The organism is Roseateles sp. P5_E4, from assembly GCF_054049255.1.
This window is the reverse complement of the sequence record NZ_JBFUMS010000015.1, coordinates 119,215-145,898: the sequence shown is the minus strand read 5'-3', so window position 1 is coordinate 145,898 and position 26,684 is coordinate 119,215. Positions and strand designations below refer to the sequence as shown.

At 67.6% G+C, this 26,684-nt stretch carries 26 protein-coding genes; 12 read left to right on the top strand and 14 right to left on the bottom strand.

From position 1 onward, the window contains the following. Positions 1–25 precede the first annotated feature (25 nt). The 4 genes from ACXJLH_RS25285 to ACXJLH_RS25270 all read left to right on the top strand — a co-directional run bounded on the left by ACXJLH_RS25285 (position 26) and on the right by ACXJLH_RS25270 (position 4,615). Positions 26–967: a LysR family transcriptional regulator gene (locus ACXJLH_RS25285; RefSeq protein ID WP_457447053.1), complete on the top strand. Its 942-nt coding sequence runs from the start codon at positions 26–28 to the stop codon at positions 965–967. A 14-nt stretch (positions 968–981) separates the two neighbouring features. Then, a complete protein-coding gene (locus ACXJLH_RS25280; RefSeq protein ID WP_457447051.1) occupies positions 982–2,022 on the top strand; it encodes a quinone-dependent dihydroorotate dehydrogenase in 1,041 nt (346 codons plus the stop codon). 8 nt (positions 2,023–2,030) lie between these two features. Further along, positions 2,031–2,528, top strand: coding sequence for a hypothetical protein (locus ACXJLH_RS25275; RefSeq protein ID WP_056196146.1), 498 nt, complete (start codon positions 2,031–2,033; stop codon positions 2,526–2,528). A 65-nt stretch (positions 2,529–2,593) separates the two neighbouring features. Then, positions 2,594–4,615, top strand: a complete 2,022-nt coding sequence (locus ACXJLH_RS25270) for an alpha/beta hydrolase family protein (RefSeq protein ID WP_457447049.1) — start codon at positions 2,594–2,596, stop codon at positions 4,613–4,615. A gap of 111 nt (positions 4,616–4,726) precedes the next feature. On the opposite strand, the gene ACXJLH_RS25265 is transcribed toward ACXJLH_RS25270, so the two are convergent. The 7 genes from ACXJLH_RS25265 to ACXJLH_RS25235 all read right to left on the bottom strand — a co-directional run bounded on the left by ACXJLH_RS25265 (position 4,727) and on the right by ACXJLH_RS25235 (position 13,807). Beyond that, positions 4,727–5,209 (bottom strand): FxDxF family PEP-CTERM protein, encoded by a 483-nt coding sequence (locus tag ACXJLH_RS25265; RefSeq protein ID WP_056196142.1) that lies wholly within the window; start codon positions 5,207–5,209, stop codon positions 4,727–4,729. Between the two features lie 203 nt (positions 5,210–5,412). Next, complete coding sequence (gene parC, locus ACXJLH_RS25260) at positions 5,413–7,740, bottom strand: DNA topoisomerase IV subunit A (protein ID WP_457447047.1); 2,328 nt, start codon at positions 7,738–7,740, stop codon at positions 5,413–5,415. Then, entirely contained in the window at positions 7,737–8,393 is a 657-nt protein-coding gene (locus ACXJLH_RS25255) for a lytic transglycosylase domain-containing protein (protein ID WP_457356592.1), read from the bottom strand. Before ACXJLH_RS25255 ends, parC begins: the two co-directional genes overlap by 4 nt. Further along, complete coding sequence (locus ACXJLH_RS25250) at positions 8,390–8,914, bottom strand: GNAT family N-acetyltransferase (protein ID WP_457356593.1); 525 nt, start codon at positions 8,912–8,914, stop codon at positions 8,390–8,392. The genes ACXJLH_RS25255 and ACXJLH_RS25250 overlap by 4 nt, the downstream gene beginning before the upstream one ends. 76 nt (positions 8,915–8,990) lie before the next feature. Next, on the bottom strand, positions 8,991–10,022 hold the full coding sequence (locus ACXJLH_RS25245) for a histone deacetylase family protein (protein ID WP_457447078.1): 1,032 nt from the start codon (positions 10,020–10,022) through the stop codon (positions 8,991–8,993). Between the two features lie 150 nt (positions 10,023–10,172). After that, positions 10,173–11,723 (bottom strand): S8 family serine peptidase, encoded by a 1,551-nt coding sequence (locus ACXJLH_RS25240; RefSeq protein ID WP_457447045.1) that lies wholly within the window; start codon positions 11,721–11,723, stop codon positions 10,173–10,175. Between the two features lie 89 nt (positions 11,724–11,812). Continuing rightward, on the bottom strand, positions 11,813–13,807 hold the full coding sequence (locus ACXJLH_RS25235) for a DNA topoisomerase IV subunit B (protein ID WP_457393989.1): 1,995 nt from the start codon (positions 13,805–13,807) through the stop codon (positions 11,813–11,815). Positions 13,808–13,873: 66 nt separating this feature from the next. Between ACXJLH_RS25235 and ACXJLH_RS25230 the strand changes: the two genes are divergently transcribed. The 7 genes from ACXJLH_RS25230 (at position 13,874) to ACXJLH_RS25200 (ending at position 20,199) form a co-directional block, all read left to right on the top strand. Next, entirely contained in the window at positions 13,874–15,241 is a 1,368-nt protein-coding gene (locus ACXJLH_RS25230; protein WP_457356595.1) for an amidohydrolase family protein, read from the top strand. 13 nt (positions 15,242–15,254) lie between these two features. Next, positions 15,255–16,469 (top strand): MFS transporter, encoded by a 1,215-nt coding sequence (locus ACXJLH_RS25225; RefSeq protein ID WP_056196125.1) that lies wholly within the window; start codon positions 15,255–15,257, stop codon positions 16,467–16,469. Further along, complete coding sequence (locus ACXJLH_RS25220; RefSeq protein WP_268795250.1) at positions 16,466–16,591, top strand: hypothetical protein; 126 nt, start codon at positions 16,466–16,468, stop codon at positions 16,589–16,591. The genes ACXJLH_RS25225 and ACXJLH_RS25220 overlap by 4 nt, the downstream gene beginning before the upstream one ends. Next, positions 16,588–17,106: a class I SAM-dependent methyltransferase gene (locus ACXJLH_RS25215; protein ID WP_457447043.1), complete on the top strand. Its 519-nt coding sequence runs from the start codon at positions 16,588–16,590 to the stop codon at positions 17,104–17,106. The genes ACXJLH_RS25220 and ACXJLH_RS25215 overlap by 4 nt, the downstream gene beginning before the upstream one ends. A gap of 30 nt (positions 17,107–17,136) precedes the next feature. Further along, complete coding sequence (gene dapA, locus ACXJLH_RS25210; protein ID WP_457447041.1) at positions 17,137–18,018, top strand: 4-hydroxy-tetrahydrodipicolinate synthase; 882 nt, start codon at positions 17,137–17,139, stop codon at positions 18,016–18,018. A gap of 65 nt (positions 18,019–18,083) precedes the next feature. After that, positions 18,084–19,271: an outer membrane protein assembly factor BamC gene (gene bamC, locus ACXJLH_RS25205; protein ID WP_235531938.1), complete on the top strand. Its 1,188-nt coding sequence runs from the start codon at positions 18,084–18,086 to the stop codon at positions 19,269–19,271. A gap of 148 nt (positions 19,272–19,419) precedes the next feature. Further along, a complete protein-coding gene (locus tag ACXJLH_RS25200) occupies positions 19,420–20,199 on the top strand; it encodes an MBL fold metallo-hydrolase (protein WP_457354916.1) in 780 nt (259 codons plus the stop codon). A 128-nt stretch (positions 20,200–20,327) separates the two neighbouring features. On the opposite strand, the gene ACXJLH_RS25195 is transcribed toward ACXJLH_RS25200, so the two are convergent. The 3 genes from ACXJLH_RS25195 to ACXJLH_RS25185 form a co-directional block, all read right to left on the bottom strand. Further along, positions 20,328–20,531, bottom strand: a complete 204-nt coding sequence (locus tag ACXJLH_RS25195) for a hypothetical protein (protein WP_082532587.1) — start codon at positions 20,529–20,531, stop codon at positions 20,328–20,330. 164 nt (positions 20,532–20,695) lie between these two features. Next, positions 20,696–21,190, bottom strand: a complete 495-nt coding sequence (locus tag ACXJLH_RS25190) for a hypothetical protein (RefSeq protein ID WP_457447039.1) — start codon at positions 21,188–21,190, stop codon at positions 20,696–20,698. Continuing rightward, positions 21,187–22,302, bottom strand: coding sequence for a JmjC domain-containing protein (locus ACXJLH_RS25185; RefSeq protein ID WP_457325208.1), 1,116 nt, complete (start codon positions 22,300–22,302; stop codon positions 21,187–21,189). Before ACXJLH_RS25185 ends, ACXJLH_RS25190 begins: the two co-directional genes overlap by 4 nt. 39 nt (positions 22,303–22,341) lie before the next feature. Between ACXJLH_RS25185 and ACXJLH_RS25180 the strand changes: the two genes are divergently transcribed. Beyond that, a complete protein-coding gene (locus ACXJLH_RS25180) occupies positions 22,342–22,863 on the top strand; it encodes an FKBP-type peptidyl-prolyl cis-trans isomerase (RefSeq protein ID WP_457447037.1) in 522 nt (173 codons plus the stop codon). Positions 22,864–23,035: 172 nt separating this feature from the next. On the opposite strand, the gene dut is transcribed toward ACXJLH_RS25180, so the two are convergent. The 4 genes from dut to deoA are packed head-to-tail and all read right to left on the bottom strand — an operon-like array spanning position 23,036 to position 26,683. Continuing rightward, positions 23,036–23,485, bottom strand: a complete 450-nt coding sequence (dut, locus tag ACXJLH_RS25175; RefSeq protein WP_056196106.1) for a dUTP diphosphatase — start codon at positions 23,483–23,485, stop codon at positions 23,036–23,038. After that, positions 23,485–24,687 carry a bifunctional phosphopantothenoylcysteine decarboxylase/phosphopantothenate--cysteine ligase CoaBC gene (gene coaBC / locus ACXJLH_RS25170; protein ID WP_457447035.1) on the bottom strand — a complete coding sequence of 401 codons (1,203 nt, stop codon included), beginning with the start codon at positions 24,685–24,687 and terminating at the stop codon, positions 23,485–23,487. Before coaBC ends, dut begins: the two co-directional genes overlap by 1 nt. Continuing rightward, entirely contained in the window at positions 24,687–25,373 is a 687-nt protein-coding gene (trmB, locus tag ACXJLH_RS25165) for a tRNA (guanosine(46)-N7)-methyltransferase TrmB (protein WP_457447033.1), read from the bottom strand. Before trmB ends, coaBC begins: the two co-directional genes overlap by 1 nt. Then, the gene (gene deoA, locus ACXJLH_RS25160) at positions 25,373–26,683 is read right to left on the bottom strand and encodes a thymidine phosphorylase (protein ID WP_457447031.1); all 1,311 of its coding nucleotides are present in this window, start codon (positions 26,681–26,683) and stop codon (positions 25,373–25,375) included. Before deoA ends, trmB begins: the two co-directional genes overlap by 1 nt. Between the last annotated feature and the right edge of the window lies 1 nt (position 26,684).

The window sequence follows — 26,684 nt, the reverse complement described above, 5'->3', positions numbered from 1 at the left end:
AGTTTCCAAATGGAGCACAGTTACCATGGGCCGCCTTGAAGACTTGCAAGCCTTCGCCCGCGTCGTCGACGCCAAGGGCTTTTCGGGCGCCGCACGCCTGCTGGGCACGACCAAGTCGGCCGTCAGCAAGCAGGTGGTGAGGCTGGAGGACCAGCTCGGCACGCGGCTGCTGCACCGCACCACGCGCAGCGTCAGCCCAACGGCCGAGGGCCGCAGCGTCTACGAGCGCGCGTTGCGGCTGCTGGACGAGTCGCTGGCGCTGGAGACTGAGTTGGCCGGCCGCCGTGACGAGCCGCGCGGCGTGCTGCGGCTGTCGGTATCCACCGCCTTCGGCAATCTGCAGTTCACGGCGCTGATGGCGGAGTTCTGCGCCCGGCATCCGCAGATCGACGTCGTGCTGGGGCTGAACGACCGCTATGTCGACCTGGCCGAGGAAGGCTTCGATGTCGTGCTGCGGCTGACGCACAAGCCTTCCGATGGCCTGGTGGCGCGGCGATTGGCAGCCATCCGCTTTGTGCTGTGTGCGGCGCCGGCCTATCTGGAGGCCCACGGTGAGCCGCAGGCCGTGGCCGACATCGCCGGCCATCGCTGCCTGCGCTTTGGCTATCTGCAGTCCCCCGACCGCTGGCGCTTTCGCCACCCTGAGCAGGGCGAGGCCGAGGTCGAGACCCGCGGCGCGCTTCGCTTCGAAAGCGGGCTGACGGCCAACAGCAGCGAATCCCTGCGCGTGGCCGCCCTGGCCGGCCTGGGCCTGGCCGTGCTGCCCACCTATGCCGTCGGCGCAGACCTGCGCGCGGGGCGGCTCAAGGCCGTGCTGCCCGACTGGCAGCCGGTCGGCGGCCTGGCGGATGCCAACACCCTGTACGCCGTCTACCTGCCCAACCGCCATCCGGCGCCCAAGGTGCGGGCGCTGATCGACTTCATGCTGGAGCAGATGGGCGACGTGCCGCCGTGGGACCGCGACTGAGAGAATCACGGGCTATGCCGCTGATCCCCTACGCCCTCACCCGCCCCTTCCTGTTCGGCCTGGACCCCGAGCACGCCCATGAGCTGACGCTGAACAGCATCGCGAAGCTGCAGAACACGCCCGCGCAACTGCTCTGGTGCGGCGAACGCATCAGCGATCCGGTCACCATCGCCGGCCTGCGCTTCCCGAACCGCATCGGCCTGGCCGCCGGCCTGGACAAGAACGGCCGCTGCATCGATGGCCTGGGCGCCATGGGCTTCGGTTTCATCGAGGTCGGCACCGTGACACCCAAGGGCCAGCCCGGCAACGACAAGCCGCGCATGTTCCGCCTGCCCGAAGCCAACGCGCTGATCAACCGCCTGGGCTTCAACAACGAGGGCATGGCCAGCTTCATCGCCAACGTGAAGCGCGCCCACAGCTTCCGCAAGGCCGGCGGCATCCTCGGCCTGAACATCGGCAAGAACGCCGCCACACCCATCGAGAACGCGGCGGACGACTATCTGCTCGGTCTGGAGGGCGTGCATCCGCATGCCGACTACATCACCGTCAACATCTCCAGCCCCAACACCAAGAACCTGCGCGCGCTGCAGAGCGACGAAGCACTGGGTGCTTTGCTGGGCACGCTGCAGCAGCGCAAGCAACAGCTCGACAGCCAGAGCGGTCGGCGCGTGCCGATGTTCGTCAAGATCGCGCCCGATCTGGAGGAAGACCAGGTTGCCGTCATCGCCCAGACGCTAAAGGCCAACGGCATCGACGGCGTCATCGCCACGAACACGACGATCGCGCGCGACGCCGTCAAGGGCCTGCCCTATGCGAACGAGATGGGTGGCCTGTCGGGCGCCCCGGTCTTCGAGGCCAGCAACCGCGTCATTCGCCTGCTGCGCGCAGCCCTGCCGGCGGGCTATCCCATCATCGGTGTGGGCGGCGTCATGAGCGGTGCCGACGCGCGCGCCAAAATCACCGCCGGTGCCGACCTTGTGCAGGTCTACACCGGCCTCATCTACAAGGGCCCGGGCCTCGTCAGCGACTGCGCGAGGGCCCTGGCCCAGCGTTGAATATCGCCATGCGACTCGCCGCCCTCGCTCTCTGCGCCGCACTGCTCACCGGCTGCGCGACGCCGGATCGCGATGCGCGGCTGAAGCCCGGCGTCAGCGGCGAGATGGACGTCATCGCTCTCTATGGCCAGCCGGTGCGCACCTGGCCCGAGGCTGACGGCGGCCGGACGCTCGAATATTCGAGCCAGCCTATGGGCCGGCACAGCTACATGGTTCGCCTGGCCGTCGATGGCCGGCTGGTCCGCATCGAGGACGGCCTTTCCCCTGCCGGCCGCGCCCGCATCGTGCCGGGCATGACGCCCGAACAAGTCAGCCGCATCCTCGGCCGCGAGCGCACGCGCGTGTTCTTCCGCCTCAGCGGCGAAGACGTCTGGGACTGGACCATCGAGCCCGACCAGGCGGGCTATGGCCTGCGCTTCAACGTCCACTTCAAGGACGGCGCCGTCGTTCGCACGACGCAGAGCATGGTGTTCCCGAGCCGGCTCTTCCCGGGCTTCGATGATTGACGCCCGCAAGGGCACATTACCGTTGCGGGTCGAGTAGGCTTCGGCCCCGTTTTCAGGGAGAAGTCATGAGAATCATCGCGCAGGCCAGCGTCACGCTGGCCCTGTTGTCGTCTGCACTCGCCGGCGCCCAGGCGCCCAAGCTACCCATCGAGGCCTTCTTCAGGCCGCCGGCTTTCGAGCGCGCCGTGCTGTCGCCTGACCAGAGCCGCGTCGCCGTCCTCGTCAACCGCCCTGGCGAGCGCACCAAGCTCGCGCTGGCTCGGGTAGACGACGACAGCCCCACCGACGTCGTCGCAGCCGTGGACCGGCTCGACGTCGCCAGCGTCCACTGGCTCAATCCCAACCGGCTGGTCTTTCAGGCCTGGCAGCGCCACGAACTGCGCGACACGCCAGTCTCCACGGGCCTCTGGGTGCTGGACGTGCGCAGCGGCGAGGTGACGCAGCTGATCTCCACGCGCTTCAACATCAACCCCGGCCAGGCCCAGACCGGCACGCGCATCAAGGAAGCCGTTGACAAACTGCTGCCCTGGAACTGGCGGTTGCTGCGCGCGCTGGACGACGACAGCGACGACGTCATGGTGCAGCGCTACACCTGGGACGAGAACGGCGAGTTCAGCCACGAGGTGCTGGGCCGGCTCAACACGCGCACGGGCAAGCTGACGCTGGTTACCGACAACGTGCCCAACCGCGTGGCCGAGTGGCTGGTGGACGGCAAGGGCCAGCCGCAGGCCTGCATCACGATGGAGGGCGCGGGCTTCGGCGTGCATCTCTTCGACGCCGAGACCCGGTCCTGGAAGCTCTGGCGTTCCGGCCGCCGCAACATCGACCCCATGCCGATGCCGCTGGCGCGCCTGCCGGGCGGTGACCTGCTCGTGGCCGGCCATGACGCGGCCGAGTCCAAGGGCGACATCCGCATCGTGCAGCGCCTCAGCGCGATGGGCGACAGCCGCCAGACCCTGCTCTCCATCCGTGGCTACGACTGGACCGGCCACCCGGTGCTGGACCGCGACAGCGGCCGGCTGATCGGCCTGCGCTACGAGGCCGATGCCGCTGACACCGCCTGGTTCGACAAGGACATGAAGGTCCTGCAGGCCGAGATCGACAAGCTGCTACCCGCCACCGTCAACGCCATCAGCTGCCGCGACTGCCTGAAGGACAAGCGCGTGCTGATCCACGCCGCATCCGACCGCCAGCCTGAAATCATTTACGCCTATGACCGCGACAGCCGCCAGCTGAAGATGCTGTTCCGGTCGCGTCCGTCCGTACGTGCCGCCGACATGGCGGAGCGCGAGGTTCTGCGCGTGAAGACCCGCGACGGCCTGGCCATGCCCGTGCAACTGACCAAGCCGCTCGGTGCGGCCGCCTCGCGTCCAGCGGTCGTGCTCGTGCACGGCGGCCCCTGGGTGCGGGGCAATCACTGGTACTGGAACGACATGGCGCAATTCCTCGCCAACCGCGGTTACCTCGTCATCGAGCCGGAATTCCGGGGCAGCGAGGGTTACGGAGAGCACCATGAAAACCTTGGCCGCAAGCAATGGGGCCAGGCCATGCAGGCCGACCTCGCCGACGCCGCCCAATGGGCCGTCGACAAAGGGCTCGCCGACCCCAAGCGCATCTGCGTCGCCGGTGCCAGCTACGGCGGCTACGCCACGCTCATGGGCTTGGTGCGCAACCCGGAGCTCTTCCGCTGCGGCTTCGAGTGGGCGGGGGTTACCGACCCGGCCTCGCTGTTCAGCCGCAGCCACACCGACATTCAGAGCATGTGGGCCGAACACGACCTCAAGCTGCTGGTCGGCGACCCGGTGAACGACGCGGAGATGCTGGCCACCAATGCGCCCGTCAAGCTCGCCGCCAAGATCAAGCAGCCGCTGCTGATGGCCTATGGCGCCGAGGACCGCCGCGTTGAGGTCCAGCAGGGCGTCGACATGAAAAAGGCCCTGGAAGCCGCAGGCCATCGAAGCCTGGAATGGGTGGTGTACCCCAACGAGGGCCATGGCTGGCGCTCGTTGGAGACGAGCGTGGACTTCTGGGGCCGCGTGGAGCGCTTCCTGGAGCGCCACATCGGCGCCGCAGCGGCCACCCCTTAGTCGATCGAGTTTGAGACGCCCATGAAAAAGCCCTGGATCAGGATGACCAGGGCTGTACGGGTCGTGAGCTGCCTGCGCGCCGTTGGGAGCGCGCAGGCAGTTCAACCGCGATCAGGAATCGCGGCGGCGACGCGAGGCGAGGAAGCCGATGACGCCCAGGCCTGCACCCAGAAGGGCGTAGGTTTCGGGTTCCGGCACCGCAGCCGCGACAGAGCTGATGGCGTATGTGGACGAGCCGGTAGCGCCACCCAGGACGGAGTAGTAGTAGCTGCCCGAACCCAGCGCCACGGTGTTTGCGGTGTTAAATCCCCAAGCGCCCACAAAGGAATCGTCACCGCCACCAACCATGTGGTCAGCTCCTGAGGAGTACAGCGTGTAAGCCGAACCCAAGAAGCTGCCGGGATTGGCGATCACGCTGCTGGTCAGCGTGCTGCTGGTACCAAGCGAGAACGAAAAGGTGTCGAACACGGCGCCAGAGACGGTGTTGCCACCGACTTCAAACGCATCATGCGCCCCCCAGTTGAAGGAAGCAGCTTGGCTGCTGAGCGCGGTTAGAGCCACCACGGATGCGGCGGCGAGGTTTTTCAATTTCATTGCGTAGCTCCTGACTTTGGACGGTCAAGCACAACCGCCGGAAACCATTGTGCAGTGCAGCGAAGACTGTTGAATCGCCTGCATACCCCTTGCACTAGGGACATCACGGGCCGGGTTTGTAGCAACTTGTAAACGCCGCCCTAAGCTTTGTCAGATGTGCACCAAGTCACGGCCGGCTGTCACCTTTTCTGAGCGCATGCACCTTATTCGGCCGTCAGGCGCGCGACCTTCTGCAGGCCATCCACCGCCCGGCCCTTGCGGGCGCGTTTGCCGGCGTGGGCGGCCAAGGACTGGTTCTTCAGCAGTTCCTCGCGCGGCTTGCCGCCGCGGCCGCTGCCGAGCACCCGCAACTGGGTCGTGAAGCAGGCGATGGAGGCGACGGTGTCCTTGGCCTCCAAATCCATCAGCATCAGGCCCTTGCCGCCCTTGGGCTGGTGCTTGAGTTCATCCAGCGGGAAGCTCAAAAGACGCCCCTGGGCGCTCAGCACGCCAAGCTGGAGAGCGACTGCGTCGTTAGGCACTGCGGCCAGGAGCGGCAGCTCGCCGTCGTCAAGCGCAAGGAAGGTCTTGCCGGCCTTCTGGCGCCCGACCAGGTCGCCGATCTGGGCGATCAGGCCATAGCCGGTCGAACCGGCAAACACCAGGCGCTGGTTCGGTGCACCGGCAACGTAATGGGCGATCTGGCTGCCCGTCTCCAGCTCGATCATGGTCGTGATGGGCTGGCCGTCGCCACGGCCACCGGGCAAGGTCGAGATGGGGACGGAATAGACCCTGCCGTTGCTGCCGACCACGATGAGGGGATCGACGCTGCGGCAGCGGAAAGCCCCCCACAGCGTGTCGCCGGCCTTGAAGGTCTGGGCGGCGATGTCGACCTCGTGGCCCTTGAGCGCCCTCACCCAGCCCTTCTGGCTGACGATGACGGTGACCGGCTCGTCGACGATCTTCACTTCGGCAACGACGCGCTTGTCGGCCTGGATCAGCGTGCGGCGGTCGTCGCCGAACTGCTTGGCGTCAGCCTCGATCTCCTTGATGACGGTGCGGCGCAGCGCCGAGGTGGAGCCGAGGATGTCTTCCAGCTTCGTGCGCTCATCGCGCAGCTTGGACAGCTCCTGCTCGATCTTGATGGCCTCCAGCCGTGCCAATTGACGCAGGCGGATTTCAAGGATGTCTTCCGCCTGACGGTCGCTGAGCTTGAAATGCTCGATCAGCGCGGCCTTGGGCTCGTCGGACTCGCGAATGATGCGAATGACCTCGTCGATGTTCAGCAGCACCAGCTGCCGGCCTTCGAGCACATGGATGCGGTCGTTGACGTGGGCCAGGCGATGCTCGGTGCGGCGGCGCACCGTCGTCTGGCGGAAGCCCACCCACTCGGCCAACACCTGGCGCAGGCTCTTCTGTGTCGGCCGGCCGTCGGCGCCGATCATCGTCATGTTGACGGGCGCGCTGCTCTCCAGGCTGGTGTGGGCCAGCAGCGTGTTGATCAGGTCCTGCTGCTCGACGGTGCGGCTCTTGGGCTCGAAGACGATGCGCACGGCCGCATCCTTGCTGGACTCGTCGCGCACGCCGTCCAGCACCGCCAGCAGACTGGCCTTGAGCTGCAACTGGTCGGCCGACAGTGTCTTCTTGCCCGCCTTGACCTTGGGGTTGGACAGCTCCTCGATCTCTTCCAGCACCTTCTGCGCACTGGTGCCATGCGGCAGTTCGGTGACGACGAGCTGCCACTGGCCGCGCGCCAGATCCTCGATCTTCCAGCGGGCACGCACCTTCAGGCTGCCCCTGCCCGAGGTGTAGGCCGCGCGGATGTCCTCAGGCGCGCTGATCAGCTGGCCGCCGCCAGGGAAGTCCGGGCMGGGGATCAGGTCGAACAGCGCTTCGTCGGAGAGCTTGTCGTCCTTCAGCAGCGCCACGGCCGCAGCGGCCACCTCACGCAGGTTGTGGCTGGGAATCTCGGTGGCCAGGCCCACGGCGATGCCGCTGGCACCGTTCAGCAGCACGAAGGGCAGGCGCGCCGGCAGCTCGACCGGTTCCTGCGTGGTGCCGTCGTAGTTGGCGCGGAAGTCCACCGTGCCTTCGTCGATCTCGTCCAGCACAAGGCGGGCGATGGGCGCCAGGCGCGCTTCCGTGTAGCGCATCGCCGCAGCGCCGTCGCCGTCGCGGCTGCCGAAGTTGCCGTGGCCGTCGATCAGCGGGTAGCGCAGCGAAAAGTCCTGCGCCATGCGCACCAGCGCGTCATAGACCGACTGGTCGCCATGCGGGTGGAAGTTGCCGAGCACGTCGCCGACGACCTTGGCGCCCTTGACGGGCTTGGCACCGGAGTTGCCGCTCCAGCCTAGGCCCAGGCGCTGCATCGCGTAGAGGATGCGGCGTTGCACGGGCTTTTGCCCGTCGGCATAGGACGGCAGCGCGCGTCCCTTGACGACGCTGAGCGCGTATTCGAGATAGGCCTGCTGGGCGTAAGCGCCCAGCGTCAGCGTGTTGTCGCCACCGTCGTCGGTGGGCGGGTTGAAGTCGATGGGGGTCTGGGAACTCATGGATGCAAGGTCAAACGCTGCGCGCGGGCCGGTTGGCTCTGCTGCAGCAGGGCCCAGTACAACTCGAGGACGAGATGCACGTGGGCCTGGGTTTCATCGATGTCGGGCACGCGGTTGCCGGCCCGGCGCACGGCGCCTTCGCCGGCATTCCAGGCCGCCAAGGCTGCGTCGATGCGGCCAAAGCGGCGCATCAGATCGGCCAGCATGCGGGCGCCGGTGTGGATGTTGATACGGGGCTCGATCAAGCGCGCCGCCTCGGCAGGCGAGGCGTAGCGGCTGGCCGTTTCGGGCGTGATCTGCATCAGGCCCGTTGCGCCGCGCGGGGACACGGCGTTGCGCTGGTAGCCGGACTCGACCGCAATGATGGCCTTCAGCAGGTCGGCGTCCACGCCGTGCTGGGCGGCGGCCTCGCGCACCCAAGGCTGGACGGCCTTCACTTCGGGAGCGATGTCCAGCCAGTTCAGCAGCGCCAGGCCCGCGTCCGTCTTGCCCGGCACGCGCTTCATGCCGACGCTGCCGAGCACGGGTGCATAGCGCGCGTCGAGCTGGCGCGGCGCGAAGTGGGCCATGCCAGCTGAGTCGACATAGCCCCACAGCTCGGCATGCACCGGCAGTGCCAGGCCGGCCAGCAGCAGGAACAGCCATGGCTTCATGCGGCCTCCAGCCCGAGGGCCACGCGCGCCTGGAATTCGCGGTCCAGCAGCGACATGACGATCAGCGAGTCATAGCCGTCAGCGCCGTCGGTTGTCACGCGCACGCTCTCACGCAGCCGGCCTTCCTCGACAAAGCCTTCGCTGCGATACAGCTCGAGGGCGCGCGTGTTCAGCGCCGTCACGTCCAGCCAGAAGCGATGGGATTTCAGCTGCGTGAAAGCCATGGCCTTGAGCTGGCGTACGGCCGAGCGCCCCAGGCCGCGGCCCTTGGCCTGCAGCACCAGGCGCTTCAGCTCGACCGAGCCGTTCGGGTTGCGGCAGCCCTGCAGGATGACAAAGCCGATTCGTTCCAGTTCGTCACCTTCTTCAAGGATGAAGTGGCGTGAGTCGGGAAAGCGGATGGCGCCTTCGTGCTGCGGGCGCTCCCAGGGCGTGATGAAGGGCAGGTTGGTACCGTCGCGCTCGACCGAGACGACCCAGTCGAGGTCGGACAGCATGGTGGGGCGCAGGCGCAGGCTCATGGGACCTCCCGCCGGGCCGCCCCAAGGGAGGTCCAGCCCCCTCGGGGGGCAGTGAGCGGAGCGAGCGTGGGGGTCGTCATTCAGTCTCGAACCCAGCCAGCACGGCGACGACGTTGCGGCCGATGGCCTCGGTCGCGTAGCCGCCTTCCTGGATGAACAACGTCGGCGCGCCGAACGCAGCCAGGCGCTGGCCCATGCGGCGGAACTCGGGCTCGTCCAGCTTGAAGTGCGAGATCGGGTCCCCGCCATAGGTGTCCACGCCGAGGGAGACGATGAGCAGATCGGGCTTGAAGGCTGTCAGCCGCGCGAGCGCCGCGTCCAGTGCAGCGAACCAGTCGTCGTTGTCCACGCCCACCGGCAACGGGAAGTTGGCATTGAAGCCGACGCCCTCGCCTGCGCCGGTCTCGTCGGCATGACCGAGGAAGAACGGGTACTCGGTGCGCGGGTCACCGTGGAGGCTGGCGAAGAACACGTCGGCGCGGTCGTAGAAGATGGCCTGGGTGCCGTTGCCGTGGTGGTAATCCACGTCCAGGATGGCCACACGCGCCAGGCCCGCGTCGCGTGCAGCCTGCGCGGCAACGGCGGCGTTGTTGATGAAGCAGTAGCCGCCGAAGAAGTCTGTGCCGGCATGGTGGCCGGGCGGGCGCGTCAGCACATAGGCCGAGCGCTCACCGGCCAACACCAAATCGAGTGCGGTCAGCGACGCCTGCGCGCCGGCATAGGCCGCGGCCCAGCTGCCAGCCGTCAGCGGCGTGCCACAGTCCATCGAATACAGGCCCATGCGGGCCGCGAAACTTATCGGCTCGAGGTCACTGCGCAACGAACGCACCGGCCACACGGCCGGGAAGGCATCGCCCTCGCCACCGGTGGAGAGCCACTCGGCGTGCGCGCCCTCGATGAAATCCAGGTAGCGCGCTGAATGCACACGCTCCAGCGGCGCGCGGCCGTGGTCGACCGGCGCGAGCACCTCACCCAGGCCCGCAGCCCGCACCGCCTGCAGGATGTAGTCGGCGCGCGCCGGGATCTCGAAGGCCGGCACCAGCCGGCCGCGGAAGAACTCGTGCGTGGCCGCGTGCAGCGCGTGCCCGGCGTTGAAGACCGTCTGCATCAGGCCCCCGATCCGCTCGGCTGAGCGCGGCTCCACCCGGCGGGCAGCGTCGCGGGGCATTGGCAAATGGCGGGGGCGGGGGCGGGGGCGGTCATCACGGCGCGGGATTGTGCCGCGCWTTGACTCTGTCCCCGGCGCCGGGGCGCCTGCTCAGTTGCCGCAGCCCAGCGCGGCGATGCGGTCGTGCGCTGCCTTGGCCTGCACGAGGCCGTTACCGTAGTAGTCGTCACGGCCGGGGGCGCCAAGGTCCAGCGCGCTCTTGTTCAGCGACGCACGCAATTGCGTGGCCGTGCAACCGGCATGCAGGCTCCACACCAGGGCCGCAACGGCGGATGCATGGGGCGTCGCCATCGACGTGCCGCTGTAGCTGGCGTACAGGTCGGGCAGGCCGAAGACGGCGACGCTGGCCGACTGGCCGAGCTGGCCCAGCAGGGTCGCGCCGTCTGCCTGGGTGGCCCCGACGGACGGGATGGTCGTCACGGTCTCACCCAATGTGCCGAGCAGGTCGCCCGTCGTGTTGTTGTAGATGATCGCACCGACGCCGCCACTGCTCTGGCAGTTCAGCACCTTGTCGGCGAAGGCGATGGTGCCGCGCTGTATCAGGCAGACCTTGCCGTTCATGCTGCCCGGCGTGGCGGCGCTGCCAAGGCCGAAGTCGGCCAGTGAACCGCTGGCGCTGCTGCGGGGTGAACCGTCCATGGACTGCACGGTGAAGCTGCCGCCAGCGACGGTCAACGAGGCGCCTGTCTGGCTGTAGGCCGGCACGGTCGACAGCACGGCCACACCGGGGGCGGCGAGCTCGACGTCAGCGTTGAACTGCGAGAAGCTGGCAACGAGCTTGTTGGCGTCGACGGCTGCAATCGACACGACCTCGGCGAAGGCGGCCGGGTAGGACAGCGTGTTGTCACCTTCGTTGCCGGCTGCCGCGACCAGCAGGATGCCCTGGCTGGCCAGCTTGGCCACGGTGCGCGCCTCGGTGCGGCTGCCGGTGGCGCCACCCAGCGACATGCTGATGACGTTGGCGCCGGCGCGCCCGCAACCCAACATGGCACGCGAGATCACCGCGTCGCTGGCGCTGCCGCTGGCGTCGAAGACCTTGGCGATATGCAGGTTCAGGCGGCCCGACGGCGCCACGCCGACGACCCCGACCGCGTTGTTCAGCGCCGCGATCGTGCCGACCACATGGGTGCCGTGAGAGTTTTCGTCCGTGTTCCAGGCGCCGGACTTGGTGAAGTTCTGGCCCGTCATCGGGATGCCGGCCAAATCCTCGTGGGTGCCATTGATGCCCGAGTCGACGATGCACACACGCCGGTTGCCGGCCTGGGCGTCGGAAAGCTGATCGGCCTGCACCATCGCAATGCCGTAGGGCGCGACCTGGGCCTGCGAGCCGGCGACGCGGATGCTGCGATTGCCGAGGATGTGACGCTCGACCGGTTCATCGACGAAATCGACCTGGGCGTGGCGGGCCAGTGCCTTGGCGGCGCCGCGCGGCATGCTGACGACGAGAGCGTCGATCTCGGACAAGTCCTCGACGACGCGACCGCCACCGCGACCGACCTCGGCGCGCACAGCGCCACCGCCGTTGACCTTATGGCCAACGATGAGCTCGACTTCGTCCTTGGGCGCGGCGAGGGCCGCCGACATGGCGGCGGCACCGAGGCAGAGAACGACGGCGCGGATCGCAAACTTGTGCTGACGCATGGCAGCTCCTTTGAATAGGGTGGGCGCCATTCTTCGCCGCCCATCACCCGCGTCAACAGAGAGTCACCCCGCCCCTAGCTTGGGGGGGCTCAGACGTCAATCTCGACCGTGTCGCCGTGCAGCTCCATCAGCTCGCGGCGCGAGGCGGCCTCGCCCTTGCCCATCAGCTTGTTGAAGGCGTCCACCGTCGCGCCGAAGTCGAGCTGCCCGTATTCCACGCGCGACAGGCGCCGTGTCTCGGGGTTCAACGTCGTGTCCCACAGCTGCTCGGCGTTCATCTCGCCCAGGCCCTTGAAGCGGCTGATGCTCCACGAGCCTTCCCGCGCGCCCTCCTTGCGCAGTTTGTCCAGCGTCGCGGTCAGCTCACCGTCGTCCAGCGCATAGAGCTTGGCAGCGGGTTTCTTGCCCCGCGCCGGCGCATCGACGCGGTACAGCGGCGGACGGGCAACGAACACGTGCCCGGTCTCGACCAGCTTGGGGAAATGGCGGAAGAACAGCGTCAGCAGCAGCACCTGGATGTGGGAGCCGTCGACGTCGGCGTCCGACAGGATGCAGACCTTGCCGTAGCGCAGGCCGGAGAGGTCCGGCGTGTCGTTGGGGCCGTGCGGGTCCACGCCCAGCGCGACCGAGATGTCGTGGATCTCGTTGTTCTTGAACAGCAGGTCGCGCTCGACCTCCCAGGAGTTCAGCACCTTGCCGCGCAGCGGCAGGATGGCCTGCGTCTCCTTGTCGCGGCCCATCTTGGCGCTGCCGCCGGCAGAGTCGCCCTCGACGAGGAAGACCTCGTTGTGCAGCAGGTCGCGGCTTTCGCAGTCGGTCAGCTTGCCGGGCAGCACGGCCACGCCGGAGCCTTTTCGTTTTTCAACTTTCTGACTGGCGCGTTGCCGAGTTTGTGCCTGCTTGATGACCAGGTCGGCCAGCTTCTTGCCATGGTCCACATGGTGGTTCAGCCACAGCTCCAGGGCCGGCTTCACGTACGCCGACACCAGGCGCAGCGCGTCGCGCGAGTTCAGGCGCTCCTTGGTCTGGCCCTGGAACTGCGGGTCCAGCACCTTGGCGGACAGCACGAAGCTGGCGCGCGAGAACACGTCGTCAGGCATCAGCTTGACGCCCTTGGGCAGCAGCGAGTGCATCTCGATGAAGCCCTTGACCGCGCCGAACAGGCCGTCCTTCAGGCCCGACTCGTGCGTACCGCCGGCGACCGTCGGGATCAGGTTCACATAGCTCTCGCGCAGTGGTGCGCCGTCCTCGGTAAAGGCCACGCACCAGGCGGCGCCCTCGCCTTCGGCAAAGTTCTCGCTCTCGCCGGCGGTGGCAAAGCCCTCGCCCTCGAACAGCGGGATCAACGGGTCGCTGTTGAGCGACTGCGCGAGATAGTCGCGCAGGCCGGCCTTGTAGAGCCAGGTGGTCGTCTCGCCGGTCTTCTCGATCTTCAGTGTGACGGTCACGCCGGGCATCAGCACGGCCTTGGAGCGCAGCAAGTGCACCAATTCGTGCTTGGGCAGCTCGGCGCTCTCGAAGTACTTGGCCTCGGGCCAGACGCGCACCGTCGTGCCCTGCTTGCGGTCACCGCTGGCAGCGGGGCGGGTGACGACCTGCTGCTTCACGTCGCCGTGCTCGAAGGCGATGCCAGCCACCTGCTTGTCGCGCCACACGGCCACTTCCAACCGCTTGGCCAATGCATTGGTCACCGACACGCCCACGCCGTGCAGGCCGCCGGAGAAGCTGTAGGCGCCGCCCGAGCCCTTGTCGAACTTGCCGCCGGCATGCAGGCGCGTGAAGACGATCTCGACGACGGGCACGCCTTCTTCCGGGTGCAGGCCGAAGGGAATGCCCCGGCCGTCGTCGGCGACTGACACCGAGCCATCGGCATGCAAGGTCACGTCGATGCGCTTGCCAAAACCGCCCAGCGCCTCGTCGGCGGCGTTGTCGATGACTTCCTGGATGCAGTGCAGCGGGTTTTCGGTGCGGGTGTACATGCCCGGCCGCTGCTTGACGGGTTCCAGGCCCTTGAGAACGCGGATGGAAGCTTCGCCATAAGCGGCAGGTGCAGCGGCGGGAGAGGAAGACGGACGGCTCGACATAGGGGCGGGATTCTATGGACGCGCTCGGGCTAGGATTCGCGGCCCCCGAAGAGCGAGTGTTCGAGCTTGAGATTCCTGACTGCCTTTTTGCTGCTGGCCTGTGGACTCGCACAGGCGCAAGGCCCCTCCCAATCGCCCTACCAGGCCAGCGCCCCGCTGTCTTGGGAACTGAAGAACGCGCGCTGGTTCGACGGTCAGAAGATCCAGCGCGGCAGCCTTTACGTCGAAAACGGCGTCTTCGTCGCCAGGAAACCGGCCAAGGTCAACCGCAAGATGGACATCCACGGCCAGCAAGTCCTGATCAACCCGCTGGCCGAGGCGCACAACCACAATCTGCAGACCGCCTGGGGCTGGGGCCAGTACGCGCAGACGTATCTGGACGAAGGAGTGTTCTACGCCGCCATGCTGTGCGGCGACCCGGCCGGCGTCGCCGAGGTCAAACCGCTGACCGCCACGCCCGCGGCACCGGACGTCAGCTTCGTGACCGCCTGCATCACATCCAGCGACGGCTACCCATTGGCGGCCGTGCTGCCCGAACCCAGCGCCGAGGCGGCCGCAGCGCAGAAGCAGATCGTCCTCGTCGACAGCCCCGAGCAGGCGCTGGCCCAATGGCCCGCAATCAAGGCCCGCGGCGGCAACTGGCTGCGCATCGTGCTGGCGCACAGCGAGCGCCCCGAGCTGCGCGGCCGACCGGAGATGTTTGGCCGCCTGGGCCTGACGCCCGAGACCGCCAACGCGCTGACCCGGCTGGCGCGCGCGGACGGCCGCCGCGTCGTCGCCCATGTGGAAACTGCAGCCGACTTTGATGCCGCACTGGCCGCTGGTGTCGACGCCATCGCCCACCTGCCCGGTTATGCCAACACATTGGACGAGGCGCCCGAGCGTTTCGCCATCAGCGAGGCCGCCGCCGCCCAGGCCGCGCGTCAGCACACCGCCGTCATCACGACGACGGCCGCCACCGCTCTCTTCAAGCTCGACGCCGCAACCCTGGCCGCGCTGAGGGACGTGCAGCGCGCCAACCTCGCAAGACTGCAGGCGGCCGGCGTGCAGTTGCTCATCGGCTCCGACGTCTTCGTCGGCACCGGCCGGGCCGAGCTGCACGCGCTGGACGACCTCGGCCTGGACCGTGCGACGCTGTTGCGGCTGGCCACGCGCGACACGCCGCTGGCGCTTTTCCCGGGCCGCAAGCTCGGCTGCTTCGACCCCGGCTGCGAGGCCAGCTTCCTGGTGCTGGGCGCCGACCCGCTGACCGACCTGGCCACCATTGACATGCCGCTGTTGCGCGTCAAGCAAGGCAGGCTGCTAACCCGACTGGCCGACGTGGCGGCGGCCAGCTCCCAAGCCAGCACCTCGACCGCCGACCCGCCGAAGAAGGCTGCCGCGAAGAAAAAAGGCGGCAAAGCCAAGACGCCCAGCAAGGCCAAACAGCGCTGATTACAGTCGCCGCATGAACACCCCCCGCCCCGCTTCCACCGGTTTGTCCGTCCAACAGGTGCTGCTGTGCGGTGCCATGATCGTCACGCTGTCGATGGGCATCCGCCACGGCTTCGGCTTCTGGCTGCAGCCCATCATCACGGAGCGCGGCTGGACGCGCGAGACCTTCTCTTTCGCGATGGCCGTGCAGAACCTCTCCTGGGGCATAGCCGGGCCGATTGCCGGCATGCTGGCCGACCGCTTCGGCGCCTGGAAGGTACTGATCGCCGGTGGCCTGACGTATGCCTGCGGCCTGCTGCTGATGGCCGTCACCAGCCACCCACTGAGCTTCACCCTCGGTGCCGGCGTGCTGATCGGCATCGCGCAATCGGGCTCCACCTACGCCGTCATTTACGGCGTGCTGGGCCGCACGGTGTCGCCGGAGAAGCGCTCCTGGGCCTTCGGCGTCGCGGCCGCGGCAGGCTCCTTCGGCCAGTTCGTCATGATCCCCGTCGAGACCTGGCTGATCAGCCATCTCGGCTGGCAGGGCGCCTTGTGGCTGCTGGCCGGCGCGGCCTTGTTGATCGTGCCGCTCGCGCTTGGCGTGCGCGAGCGCAGCGTGGCGGCCTTCAGCGGCGCCCACCAGAGCATTGGCCAGGCGCTGCGCGAAGCCTTCGGCTACCGCAGCTTCCAGCTGCTGATGCTGGGCTACTTCGTCTGCGGCTTCCAGGTCGTCTTCATCGGCGTGCATCTGCCGAGTTACCTGAAGGACCACGGCCTGGGCATCGGCGTGTCCACCGGCGCACTGATGCTGATCGGCCTGTTCAATATCTTCGGCACGTATGCGGCCGGCATGCTGGGCCAGCGCTTTCCCAAACGCTATCTGCTGTCAGCCATTTACGGACTGCGCGCCGTGGCCATCGTGACCTTCATCTCGGTGCCACTGACGCCGCTGAGCGTCTACATCTTCGCCGCGGTCATCGGCTTCCTGTGGCTGTCGACCGTGCCACCGACGAACGCCGTCGTCGCGCAGATCTTCGGCGCCCAGCACCTGTCCATGCTGGGCGGCTTCGTGTTCTTCAGCCACCAGATTGGCAGCTTCCTGGGCGTCTGGCTGGGCGGCAAGCTCTACGACGCGACCGGCAGCTACGACGTCGTCTGGTATCTCGCCATCGGGCTCGGTGTCATGGCCATGCTGGCCAACTTGCCAGTGCGTGAGACGCCCATCCTGAGGGCTCAGCCGGCATGAAGCCCGGCCGCTGGCTCTGGCCGACGCTGGCCGTCGCCGTGCTGGCGCTCACCGTCCTGGCCTACCGCCACCCGGCCGTCATGGTCCAGCTCAGCGAGCAGATCTGGGCCTGCTTCGGATGAGTGGCCGGCCCTCTGCCTGGTTGCAGCGCCTGGCGCCGACGCCGCCCGGTGCGGCCCTGGACGTGGCCTGCGGGTCTGGACGCAACCTGCATTGGCTGGTGGACGCCGGCTGGCAGGTCACGGGCATCGACCGTGACGCGGCCGCCACTGCGCCATTGCAAGACCTGGCCGAGATCATCAACGCCGACATCGAGAACGGCCCTTGGCCGCTGGCGGATCGCGAATTCGACCTGGTCGTCGTCTGCAAATACCTCTGGCGGCCGCTGTTCGATGACATCCGCGCTGCGGTCAGGCCCGGTGGCTGGCTGATCTGGGAAACCTTCGCCGACGGCCAGCAGACCCTCGGCAGGCCCTCCCGGCCCGACTTCCTGCTGCAGCGGGGCGAGTTGCTGCGCGTCTGCGAGGGGTGGCGCATCGTGGCTTACGAAGACCTGTTCGAGGACGGGGCTGATCTCGAAACCTCGCCGCGCTTCGTCCAGCGCGTTGCGGCCATGCGGCCGTCGCCGGCAGCCTAAAATCGCCAGATTCCTTAAGAAATTCCCACCATGAAGCCCATCCTCGGCAGCATCGTCGCCCTCGTCACCCCGATGAACGAGGACGGCAGCATCGACTACCCCGCCCTGCGCCGCCTGATCGACTGGCATGTCGAGTCCGGCACCGCCTGCGTCGGCGTCGTCGGCACGACCGGTGAGTCGCCCACGGTCAGCATGGAAGAGAACCGCGAAATCATTCGCGTCGCGGTCGAGCATGCCAAGGGCCGCATCCCCATCCTGGCTGGCACCGGCGCCAATTCCACCGCCGAAGCCATCGAGCTGAGCCGCTATGCCAAGGAGGTCGGCGCGGACTGCACGCTGTCGGTCGTGCCCTACTACAACAAGCCCTCGCAGGAAGGCATCTACCAGCACTTCAAGGCCATCGCCGAGGCCGTGGACATCCCCATGATGCTCTACAACGTGCCTGGCCGGACGGTGGCCGATATGGCCCCTGAGACGACGCTGCGTTGCGCCGGCCTGCCCGGCGTCTTCGGCGTCAAGGAAGCCTCCGGCAATATTGAGCGCGCGGCCTATCTGATCAAGCACGCCCCGGCGGGCTTCCACGTCTACTCGGGCGACGACGGCACGGCGGTCGCGCTGATGCTGCTCGGCGGCCACGGCAACGTCAGCGTGACGGCCAATGTCGCGCCGGAGTTGATGGCTGAACTTTGCCGCCTGGCCATCGACGGCAACGCCGTCGAGGCGCGCAAGATCCATTTCAAGCTGCTCGGTCTGCACAAGCAGCTGTTCTGCGAGCCCAGCCCCGGCCCGGCGAAGTGGGCGCTGTCGCGCCTGGGCCGCTGCGGCGGTGCGCTGCGCCTGCCGATCACGCCGCTGACGGCTGCCGGCCAGGCCAGCGTCGGCCAGGCAATGGTTGAAGCCGGACTGCTCTGAGCCTCTGGTCTAATGCGCGGCTGCCCGTTTCAAGCGGGCAACCAGTTCCCTCGGAGATCTCCAGCGTGACGTCCCTTTCCCCGATTTGCTCGCTTCGCCCGTCGGCGACCCGTCTGGCCTGCACGGCCTTTGTCCTGTCCCTCGCCGGCTGCAGCACCATCGACAGCATGTTCTCGACGGACAAGGTCGACTACCGCGCCGCTTCGCGCCAGACCCAGGGTCTGGACGTCCCGCCCGACCTGACCCAGTTGGCCAAGGACAACCGCGCTCAAGTGCAGGGCGGCTCCATCACCGCCTCGGCGTTGTCGGCGGTCAAGCCGGCGAATTCGACCAACGCCCAGTCGCTGGTCTCCGGCAGCGTCGCCGCCAATGCGGTTGGCGATGTTCGCCTCGAGCGCAGTGGCGCCGAGCGCTGGCTGCACACCTCGGCTTCGCCCGAGCAGCTCTGGCCGCAGATCCGCACCTTCTGGCAGGAACGCGGCCTTGAAGTCGTCAAGGAGCAGCCCGAGGTCGGTGTCATGGAGACCAACTGGGGCGAGAACCGCGCCAAGCTGCCGCAGGACTTCATCCGCTCCACCATCGGCAAGGTCTTCGACGGCCTGTACTCCACCGGCGAGCGCGACATGTACCGCACCCGTGTCGAACGAGGCACAAGCGGCACCGACATCTTCATCAGCCACCGCGGCATGCAGGAGATCTACACCTCCCAAGGCCGTGATTCGACCGCCTGGCAGAACCGCCCGGCCGACCCGTATCTCGAAGCCGAGATGCTGTCGCGCCTGATGCTCAAGCTCGGCGGCAAGGAAGACGCTGCCAAGGCCATCGTCGCCGAAGCGGGCTCGCCCGCCGCAGCCACGACGCCGAGCACGATCAAGGTCGGCGGCGACGCCCCACGCGCCCGCCGCCCGCTGTCCGAAGTGCCTGACAGCCTTGCCGTCAATGATGGATTCGACCGCGCCTGGCGCCGTGTCGGCCTGTCGCTGGACCGTCATGGCTTCACCATCGAAGACCGTGACCGCGCTGCTGGCCTCTTCTATCTGCGCTACGCCGACCCCGAGCAGGCTGGCAAGGACGAACCCAACTTCTTCCAGCGCCTGTTCGGCGCCAAGGCTGCCGCGCCGATGCGCTATCGCGTTTCGGTCAAGGCAGACGGTGTCAAGAGCACGGTGCGTGTGCTGGACGACCGCGGTCAGGCCATTTCCGACGACAACGCCAAGCGCATTCTGTCGTTGCTGATGGACGACCTGAAATAAGACCACCCCTACCGGCTTCGCCGGCCCCTCCAAGGGGCGCTCCAAGCAGCCCGGCAAAGCCGGATCTGCTGGAGCCACTCGGTGAAGATCAGGTTGCCTCGATGAACCGCCCGTTTCCCGCTGCAATGCTCACAGGAGCGTTCGCGTGATGCGCTTTTGCAGCCTCGGCAGCGGCAGCGGAGGCAACTCAACCCTGATTGAGGCCAGCCAGGGCATCACGAGCACGCGGTTGCTCGTCGATGCCGGCTTCAGCGTCCGCGAACTCGTCAAACGCCTCGCCCGCGCCGGCAGCGCGCCCGAGGATGTCGACGCCGTCTTCATCACTCACGAGCACGGCGACCACATCGGTTGCGCACTCGCCTTCGCGATGCGCTACCGCATCCCGCTGGTCATGAGCCGTGGCACCTGGCGGGCGGTTGGCAGCGCGGACTTCGATCCCGCTTTGCTGCGCATCGCCAGGGGCGGCGAGGCCATGGAACTGGGCGATATGGCGTTGCGGCCGTTCACGGTGCCCCATGACGCCAATGAGCCGCTGCAACTGGTGCTGGACGACGGCGCGCTGCGCTTGGGACTGGTCACCGACCTGGGCTGCGCACCAGCAAGCGTGGCCGAAGCGCTGGCTGGCTGCCAGGCGCTGCTGCTGGAATGCAACCACGACGAGGGCATGCTGCGCACCGGGCCATATCACCCGGCGTTGAAAAAGCGCATTCTGGGCAGCCACGGCCATCTGTCGAATGCCGCGGCGGCCGATCTGCTGGCTCGCTGCCTGCATACCGGTTTGAAGACTGTGGCCGCAGCCCATCTCAGCGAACACAACAACACGCCCGAACTGGCGCGCGCCGCGTTGGCCGAAATTCTCGGCGAGGTGGAATCAGATATTCGCATTGCCCATCCAACCCTGGGTTTGGACTGGGTGGTGCTGAACTGAGCCGGGCGGCGCGACCGCATCAGGCAAAGTTTTGTAATCGCGCTCGCAACACCTGTCAAAGCGTCGCGAAAAAGAAAAGAGCCGCCGCTGCTTGCGCAGCGACGGCTCTTTCCGTGGGGACGAAGCGATTACTTCGAAGCAGCGGACGCAGCAGCGTCGACAACAGCGCTGGCAGCAGCCGAGGCAGCTTCGGCAACAGCCGAGGCAGCTTCAGAAGCGGCGGGAGCCGGGGTCACGACCGCGGGGGCCTCAACCTTGGGTTCTTCCTTCTTGCTGCAAGCGGTCAGAGCAGCAGCAGCCAGCAGGGAAGCCAACAGGATCGACTTATTCATACTTGTCCTCAAACGTTTAAACGACGGTGCACACCATAATTTTGGGGTCGTGCGCCAGTGCTTTTTGCACACTAACGGCCGACCCCGACAGAACAAGACGCGGAAAACCTCGAGCGCTTCCCTCGCCTAGCCCGTGATTATAGGGGTTTGCACGTCACAAACACTCAGAGCCCCAAAGTCGTGGGCGCAAATGAGTCGCTGGAGCGTTGTGCGAGGGCATCAAACCATTCAAGGCCGCGCAGGCGCTCGGCCGGATCCAGGCTCAATTCGCCGCGCCATAGATGACGGTCGAAAAGCCGCAGGCTCAAGGTCGACTCGGCCCCGACAGCCAGCAGCAAGCTCGCCGGCGCTGCTTCGAGTCTGAGTTCCGGCTCGACGGCCCGGGCCGTCACGCAATGCGCGAAGTCACGGCGCCAGCGGACGAAGCGAGGGTGTCGGCGCACAACGTCGTCGTACTGCAGGGCCAGCAGGTGTAACTGGCGGCCGTTGCGGGCCCAGACGGTCAGGGCGGCCAGGGCCGCCGCTTCGGACAGCGGCCAGTCGACGAAGTCTGCGTCCCAGGCGTGCAGCTCACGACAAGCTTGTGCGCCCGCCCAGGCCAGCGTTTCGGTGAGCAGGCGCTGGAAATCGGCCCGGCCGGCAAAAGTTTGTGCGTTCATGGCGTCTGTGGCTGAACCCAGCCATCCTCGGTCCATTGGTCCAGCAGCTCGCGCGCGTCGGGAGACAGGCGCGCGACCTCGGCGGCCCCCAGCACCCGGTTGTCGGCCAGGCTGCGCATCAGCGCTGCGTCGCGGCCGCCAGCCCGAAAGCTCTCGCCGTTCAGGAAGACATGGGCAGCGTCGTAGAGCATGCGGCTGCGGCGGTCGAGCACCGCATCGCGGCCCGGCGCCAGGGGTTCGCCGGGCTCGAACCAGACGGTTGCCTTGGGCTCGGTCAGCGCCTCGCCCAGAGCCCGCTCCAGCGCCTGCGGCCGCTGCACGGCGGCTTCGACGGCGCGGCGGGCGAAATCCAGCAAAGCAGGCGGCACCCGGGCAGGCTCGGCGGTGGCCTCCTGGCGTGGGTCGGCGTAGAGCTTGCTGGCGCTGTCGACGTCGTCCAGCAGTCGCGGCAGCAGCTCAGCCGCCAGACCCTCAACGCTCGACGCTCGAAAGCCAACCGAGCCGGTGATGCAGCCGGAGCCGACCGCGACGCCGTCATGCGCCCAGCCCGGCGGCAGGTAGAGCATGTCGCCCGGCTGCAGCACGAATTCCTCTTCGGCCTTGAAATTGGCAATGATCTTCAGAGGCACGTCGTCACGCAGCACGGCATCGCGCTGGGCGGCGATGCGCCAGCGGCGCTGTCCGGCGAGTTGGATCAGGAAGACGTCGTAGGAATCAAAATGCGGACCGACGCCGCCGCCGTCGCTGGCCACGGACAGCATCAGGTCGTCCAGCCGCGCTTCGGGCACAAAGCGAAAAAGGTCGAGCAGCGCGCGCCCTTCCGCCAAATGCTGATCCAGGCCTTGCACCAGCAGGGTCCAACCGGGTTTGCTCATCGCCGGCAGGCGCGCGATGGGGCCTTGCTTGAGCTTCCACTCGCCATCAAAGGCAGTGACGAGGCGGGACTCGACATCGTCGCGCGCCGCCAGTGCGGCCAGCTCCTTCAGCGAAGCCGGCGACGGCGCGGGATTGAAGGCCTGGCGCACGAGCAGCGGCTTCTTCTGCCAGTGCTTGTGCATGAACTGCTCCGGGCTCAGGCCGGCGAGCATCGCTGTGGGTAGGGCAATCTGCATGCCTTATTGTGCCGAGGGTGGTGTGGGAAAATCTCTCCCATGCAAGCGACCCGCCCCTGTGTTGTCTCCCTGCGCTGGAGACTCGAAGATGCCCAAGGCCAGCTCATCGACGAGCTGGCCGAGCCCATGGAATTCCTGCTGGGGGGTGACGACCTGTTTGCCAAGGTCGAGGAAGCGCTGGAGGGCCAGGAGGCCGGCTTCGAGACCGCTCTGGCGCTGCAACCCGAGGAGGCCTTCGGCGACTACGACTCCGGTCTCGTCTGCTTCGAAGCCCGCGGGCTGTTCCCGGACGGCGTCGAGCCCGGGCTGCAGATCGAGGGCCTGCCCGAAGGCGCCGCTACCGAAGGCATGCCCGAGGACGTGGTCTACACCGTCACCGAGGTCTACCCTCAGCATGTCGTGCTCGACGGCAATCACCCGCTGGCCGGCATCGGCCTGCGCATGCACCTGACGCTGCTGGACGTGCGCGCGGCCACCGAGCAGGAGGTCGAGGCCGGTTCAGTTGGCGAGCCTATCTTCATGGTGCAGACCGGCGCGCCGCCGGACGAGCAACTGCATTGAGGCCCCTCGACCAGCCTCGCGCCGCTGAACGCGGGCGAGTCTGGTCGGTCCCCCGCGGGGACGGCGATGCTTGCGGCATCGAGCCGCACGCACATCGCCTTGCGGGCCGGCTAGGGAGCGGCCCGGCGCTCGGCCCGAAATACGGTTCAGTGCGCGCGTCTTGGCGCCCTGCTTATGCCTTGCCGGTGGAGCCGAAGCCGCCTGCTCCGCGTTCGGACGAGTCGAAGCTGTCGACGCGACGGAAGGTCGCCTGCACAACCGGCACGATGACCAGTTGGGCGATGCGCTCGAAGGGCTGGATGACGAACTCCGTCTGGCCGCGATTCCAGCAGCTGACCATGAGCTGGCCCTGGTAATCGCTGTCGATCAGACCGACCAGGTTGCCCAGCACGATGCCGTGTTTGTGGCCCAGACCCGAGCGCGGCAGGATGATGGCCGCCAGGCCCGGGTCGGCGATATGGATGGCCAGACCCGTAGGGATCAGCGTCGTCTGGCCGGGAGCGAGCGTGATGGGCTCACTCAGGCAGGCGCGAAGGTCGAGGCCGGCGCTGCCGGGCGTGGCGTAAGCGGGGATCTGCTCGGCCATGCGGGCGTCGAGCACTTGCAAATCAATCGGGGTCATCAGAGTCTTTTGGAAAGTTCGGTCATCAGCTCGCGCGCCAGGCTGAGCTTGTCGGCCCGGGGCAGTTCGCGCTGGCCCTGCTCGTCGATGAGCAGCAGCGCGTTGTCGTCACGGCCGAAGGTGGCGGGGCCGAGGTTGGCGACGATGAGCGGGATGCCCTTGCGGCGGCGCTTGGCGTCGGCGTGTTCTGCGAGCTTCTCGCTTTCGGCGGCGAAGCCGACGCAGTAAGGGGGCATGTGCAGCTTGGCAACCGCGGCGAGGATGTCCGGGTTCTCGGCCATCGCGATGGTCGGCGCGGTCGCACCGCCCTCGGCTTTCTTCAGCTTGTGTTCGTGCGCCTGGGCGGGGCGCCAGTCAGCCACCGCTGCCGTCGCGATGAAAGCATGCTGGTGGGTGGCTAGCGGCAGCACGGCGTCGAACATCTGCTGCGCACTCTGTACGTCGATGCGCTGCACGCCGCGCGGTGTCGCCAGGTGCACTGGGCCCGCCACCAGCGTGACCTCGGCGCCGGCCTCGGCCGCAGCGCGGGCGATGGCGAAACCCATCTTGCCGCTGCTGTGGTTGGTGATGCCGCGCACCGGGTCGATGGGCTCGAAGGTCGGGCCGGCCGTGATCAGCAGCTTCTTGCCCAGCAGCGTCTTGGGCGCGAGGAAGGCCTCGACGTCGTCGAAGATCTCCTGCGCCTCCAGCATGCGGCCGTCGCCGATCTCGCCGCAGGCCTGGTCGCCGTTGGCGGGGCCGATGACGGTCGCGCCGTCGGCCTTGAGCTGCGCGACATTGCGCTGTGTGGCGGGGTGAGCCCACATCTCTCGGTTCATCGCCGGCACGACCAGCAGCGGGCACTCAGCGATGCGGCGGGCCAGCGCCGTCAGGCTGACGAGATCGTCCGCCCTGCCCTGCGCCAGCGCGGCGATGGCATCGGCACTCGCAGGCGCCACCAGCATCACATCGGCCTCGCGGCTGAGGTTGATATGGGCCATGTTGTTGTCGGGACGCGCATCCCACTGGCTGGTGTAGACCGGCCGGCCGGACAGGGCCTGCATGGTCACCGCGGTGATGAACTGCTCGGCGGCCTCGGTCATCATGACCTGCGCCGTCGCGCCGCCCCTCACGAACAGGCGCGTCAGCTCGGCGATCTTGTAGCCGGCGATGCCGCCGGTCATGGCGAGCAGGACGTGCTTGCCTTGCAGTGGTGATGTCATCAACGCTTCCTGAACACCAGATCCCACACGCCATGTCCGAGCTTGATGCCGCGGTTCTCGAACTTGGTCAGGGGACGGTAGGCGGGCTTGTCAGCATAGCCGGCCGCGACGTTCAGGAGATGGGGCTCGGCCGTCAGCACTTCAAGCATCTGCTCGGCATAGGGCTGCCAGTCGGTCGCGCAATGCAGATAGCCGCCGGGCGCGATGTGCTGCACGAGCTTGGCGATGAACTCAGGCTGGATCAGCCGGCGCTTGTTGTGGCGCTTCTTGTGCCAGGGGTCGGGGAAGAAGATGTGCACGCCCGCCAGCAGGTCGGGGCCGATCATGTCGCGCAGCACCTCCACGGCATCATGTTGGACGATGCGGATGTTGGTCAGCTGCTTCTCGTCAATGAGCTTGAGCAGCGCGCCGACGCCCGGCTCATGCACCTCGCAGCCGATGAAGTCATGGTCGGGCAGCGTCGCGGCGATGTCGGCGGTGGCGCCGCCCATGCCGAAGCCGATCTCCAGCACCAGAGGTGCCTTACGGCCGAAGGTGGCTTCAGCGTCCAGGCGCTCGGGCTTGTAGGGCAGGACGAACTTCGGGCCCAGTTCGGCCAGGGCCTTGATCTGACCCGTGCCCATGCGGCCGGCGCGCGTGACGAAACTCTTGATGGCGCGACGCGGCGGGTCCTCTTTTTCTTCCATCAGCCGACCTCGGCCATGACCATGGGCGTGGCGGCGATGTCGGCGTCGCCCAGCGAGCATGCGGCCAGATAGGACGCGATGGCACGCTCAGCCGCCGCGTCGTCCGCGGCGTGGATAAGCGCCAGCGGCTCGCCCGCGGCGACGCGCGTGCCCAGCGGCTTCACTTCCGAGAAGCCGACACGCATGTCGATGGCGTCACCGGCCTTGCGGCGGCCACCGCCGAGTTCGACGATGGCCACGCCCAGGTCGCGGGTCGACATCGTCGTGATGACGCCGGCGCGCAATGCGCGGACAGGCTTCACGACGGGCGCGGCGGTCAGATAAGCCTCGGGCCGCTCCATCAGGTCCGCCGGGCCGCCCAGGGCAACCACCATCTTGGCGAACTTCTCGGCAGCGGCGCCGGAGTCCAGCGCAGCCTGCAGCTTGACGCGAGCGCCAGCGGTGTTGGCAGCCAGGCCGCCCAGCACCAGCATCTCGGCGCACAGCGCCAGCGTCACTTCGTGCAGGCGCGGCTCGCGGTATTCGCCCTTCAGGTAGCGGATGGTCTCGATCACTTCGAGCGAATTGCCGACATCGCTGCCCAGGATCTGGTTCATGTCGGTGATCAGCGCGCGCGTCTTCAGGCCTGCGCCGCCGGCGACCGCGACGATGCTCTCGGCCAGCTCCTTGGCGAACTCGGGCGTGGACGCGAAGGCACCGTTGCCGCACTTGATGTCCATGGCCAGGCCTTCGAGGCCGGCGGCCAGCTTCTTGGACAGGATGCTGGCAGTGATGAGCGGCACGCTCTCGACGGTGGCCGTCACATCACGCGTCGCGTAGAAGCGTTTGTCGGCCGGGGCCAGGTCGGCCGTCTGGCCGATGATGGCGCAACCCAGCGAGCGCACGATCTGGTCGAACCTGGCCGGGTCGGGCGTCGTCGTGTAGCCGGGAATGGCCTCCAGCTTGTCGACCGTGCCGCCGGTGTGGCCCAGGCCCCGGCCAGCAATCATCGGCACATAGCCGCCGCAGGCCGCCACCATGGGCGCCAGCATCAGGCTGACCTTGTCGCCCACGCCGCCGCTGCTGTGCTTGTCCAGCACTGGGCCGGGCATGTCGGGCCAGCGCATGACACGGCCGGAGTTCATCATCGCGCGGGTCAGCAGCACGGCTTCGTCGCGGCCCATGCCCTTGAGGAACACGGCCATGCCGAGGGCGGCCACCTGGCCTTCGCTCCAGGAGTTGTCGACGAGGCCGCGGACGAAATGGTTGATCTGCGCTTCGTTGAGCGCCTGGCCGTCGCGCTTGGCGCGGATGATTTCTTGAGCAAGCATG

What these genes read in the sequence shown, in the direction of transcription:
- ACXJLH_RS25285 (WP_457447053.1), top strand. Translation starts at nt 26, where the DNA reads ATGGGCCGCCTTGAAGACTTGCAAGCCTTCGCCCGCGTCGTCGACGCC.
- ACXJLH_RS25280 (WP_457447051.1), top strand. Translation starts at nt 982, where the DNA reads ATGCCGCTGATCCCCTACGCCCTCACCCGCCCCTTCCTGTTCGGCCTG.
- ACXJLH_RS25275 (WP_056196146.1), top strand. Translation starts at nt 2,031, where the DNA reads ATGCGACTCGCCGCCCTCGCTCTCTGCGCCGCACTGCTCACCGGCTGC.
- ACXJLH_RS25270 (WP_457447049.1), top strand. Translation starts at nt 2,594, where the DNA reads ATGAGAATCATCGCGCAGGCCAGCGTCACGCTGGCCCTGTTGTCGTCT.
- ACXJLH_RS25265 (WP_056196142.1), bottom strand. Translation starts at nt 5,209, where the DNA reads ATGAAATTGAAAAACCTCGCCGCCGCATCCGTGGTGGCTCTAACCGCG.
- ACXJLH_RS25255 (WP_457356592.1), bottom strand. Translation starts at nt 8,393, where the DNA reads ATGAAGCCATGGCTGTTCCTGCTGCTGGCCGGCCTGGCACTGCCGGTG.
- ACXJLH_RS25250 (WP_457356593.1), bottom strand. Translation starts at nt 8,914, where the DNA reads ATGAGCCTGCGCCTGCGCCCCACCATGCTGTCCGACCTCGACTGGGTC.
- ACXJLH_RS25245 (WP_457447078.1), bottom strand. Translation starts at nt 10,022, where the DNA reads ATGCAGACGGTCTTCAACGCCGGGCACGCGCTGCACGCGGCCACGCAC.
- ACXJLH_RS25240 (WP_457447045.1), bottom strand. Translation starts at nt 11,723, where the DNA reads ATGCGTCAGCACAAGTTTGCGATCCGCGCCGTCGTTCTCTGCCTCGGT.
- ACXJLH_RS25235 (WP_457393989.1), bottom strand. Translation starts at nt 13,807, where the DNA reads ATGTCGAGCCGTCCGTCTTCCTCTCCCGCCGCTGCACCTGCCGCTTAT.
- ACXJLH_RS25225 (WP_056196125.1), top strand. Translation starts at nt 15,255, where the DNA reads ATGAACACCCCCCGCCCCGCTTCCACCGGTTTGTCCGTCCAACAGGTG.
- ACXJLH_RS25220 (WP_268795250.1), top strand. Translation starts at nt 16,466, where the DNA reads ATGAAGCCCGGCCGCTGGCTCTGGCCGACGCTGGCCGTCGCCGTGCTG.
- ACXJLH_RS25215 (WP_457447043.1), top strand. Translation starts at nt 16,588, where the DNA reads ATGAGTGGCCGGCCCTCTGCCTGGTTGCAGCGCCTGGCGCCGACGCCG.
- dapA (WP_457447041.1), top strand. Translation starts at nt 17,137, where the DNA reads ATGAAGCCCATCCTCGGCAGCATCGTCGCCCTCGTCACCCCGATGAAC.
- ACXJLH_RS25200 (WP_457354916.1), top strand. Translation starts at nt 19,420, where the DNA reads ATGCGCTTTTGCAGCCTCGGCAGCGGCAGCGGAGGCAACTCAACCCTG.
- ACXJLH_RS25195 (WP_082532587.1), bottom strand. Translation starts at nt 20,531, where the DNA reads ATGAATAAGTCGATCCTGTTGGCTTCCCTGCTGGCTGCTGCTGCTCTG.
- ACXJLH_RS25190 (WP_457447039.1), bottom strand. Translation starts at nt 21,190, where the DNA reads ATGAACGCACAAACTTTTGCCGGCCGGGCCGATTTCCAGCGCCTGCTC.
- ACXJLH_RS25185 (WP_457325208.1), bottom strand. Translation starts at nt 22,302, where the DNA reads ATGCAGATTGCCCTACCCACAGCGATGCTCGCCGGCCTGAGCCCGGAG.
- ACXJLH_RS25180 (WP_457447037.1), top strand. Translation starts at nt 22,342, where the DNA reads ATGCAAGCGACCCGCCCCTGTGTTGTCTCCCTGCGCTGGAGACTCGAA.
- dut (WP_056196106.1), bottom strand. Translation starts at nt 23,485, where the DNA reads ATGACCCCGATTGATTTGCAAGTGCTCGACGCCCGCATGGCCGAGCAG.
- coaBC (WP_457447035.1), bottom strand. Translation starts at nt 24,687, where the DNA reads ATGACATCACCACTGCAAGGCAAGCACGTCCTGCTCGCCATGACCGGC.
- trmB (WP_457447033.1), bottom strand. Translation starts at nt 25,373, where the DNA reads ATGGAAGAAAAAGAGGACCCGCCGCGTCGCGCCATCAAGAGTTTCGTC.
- deoA (WP_457447031.1), bottom strand. Translation starts at nt 26,683, where the DNA reads ATGCTTGCTCAAGAAATCATCCGCGCCAAGCGCGACGGCCAGGCGCTC.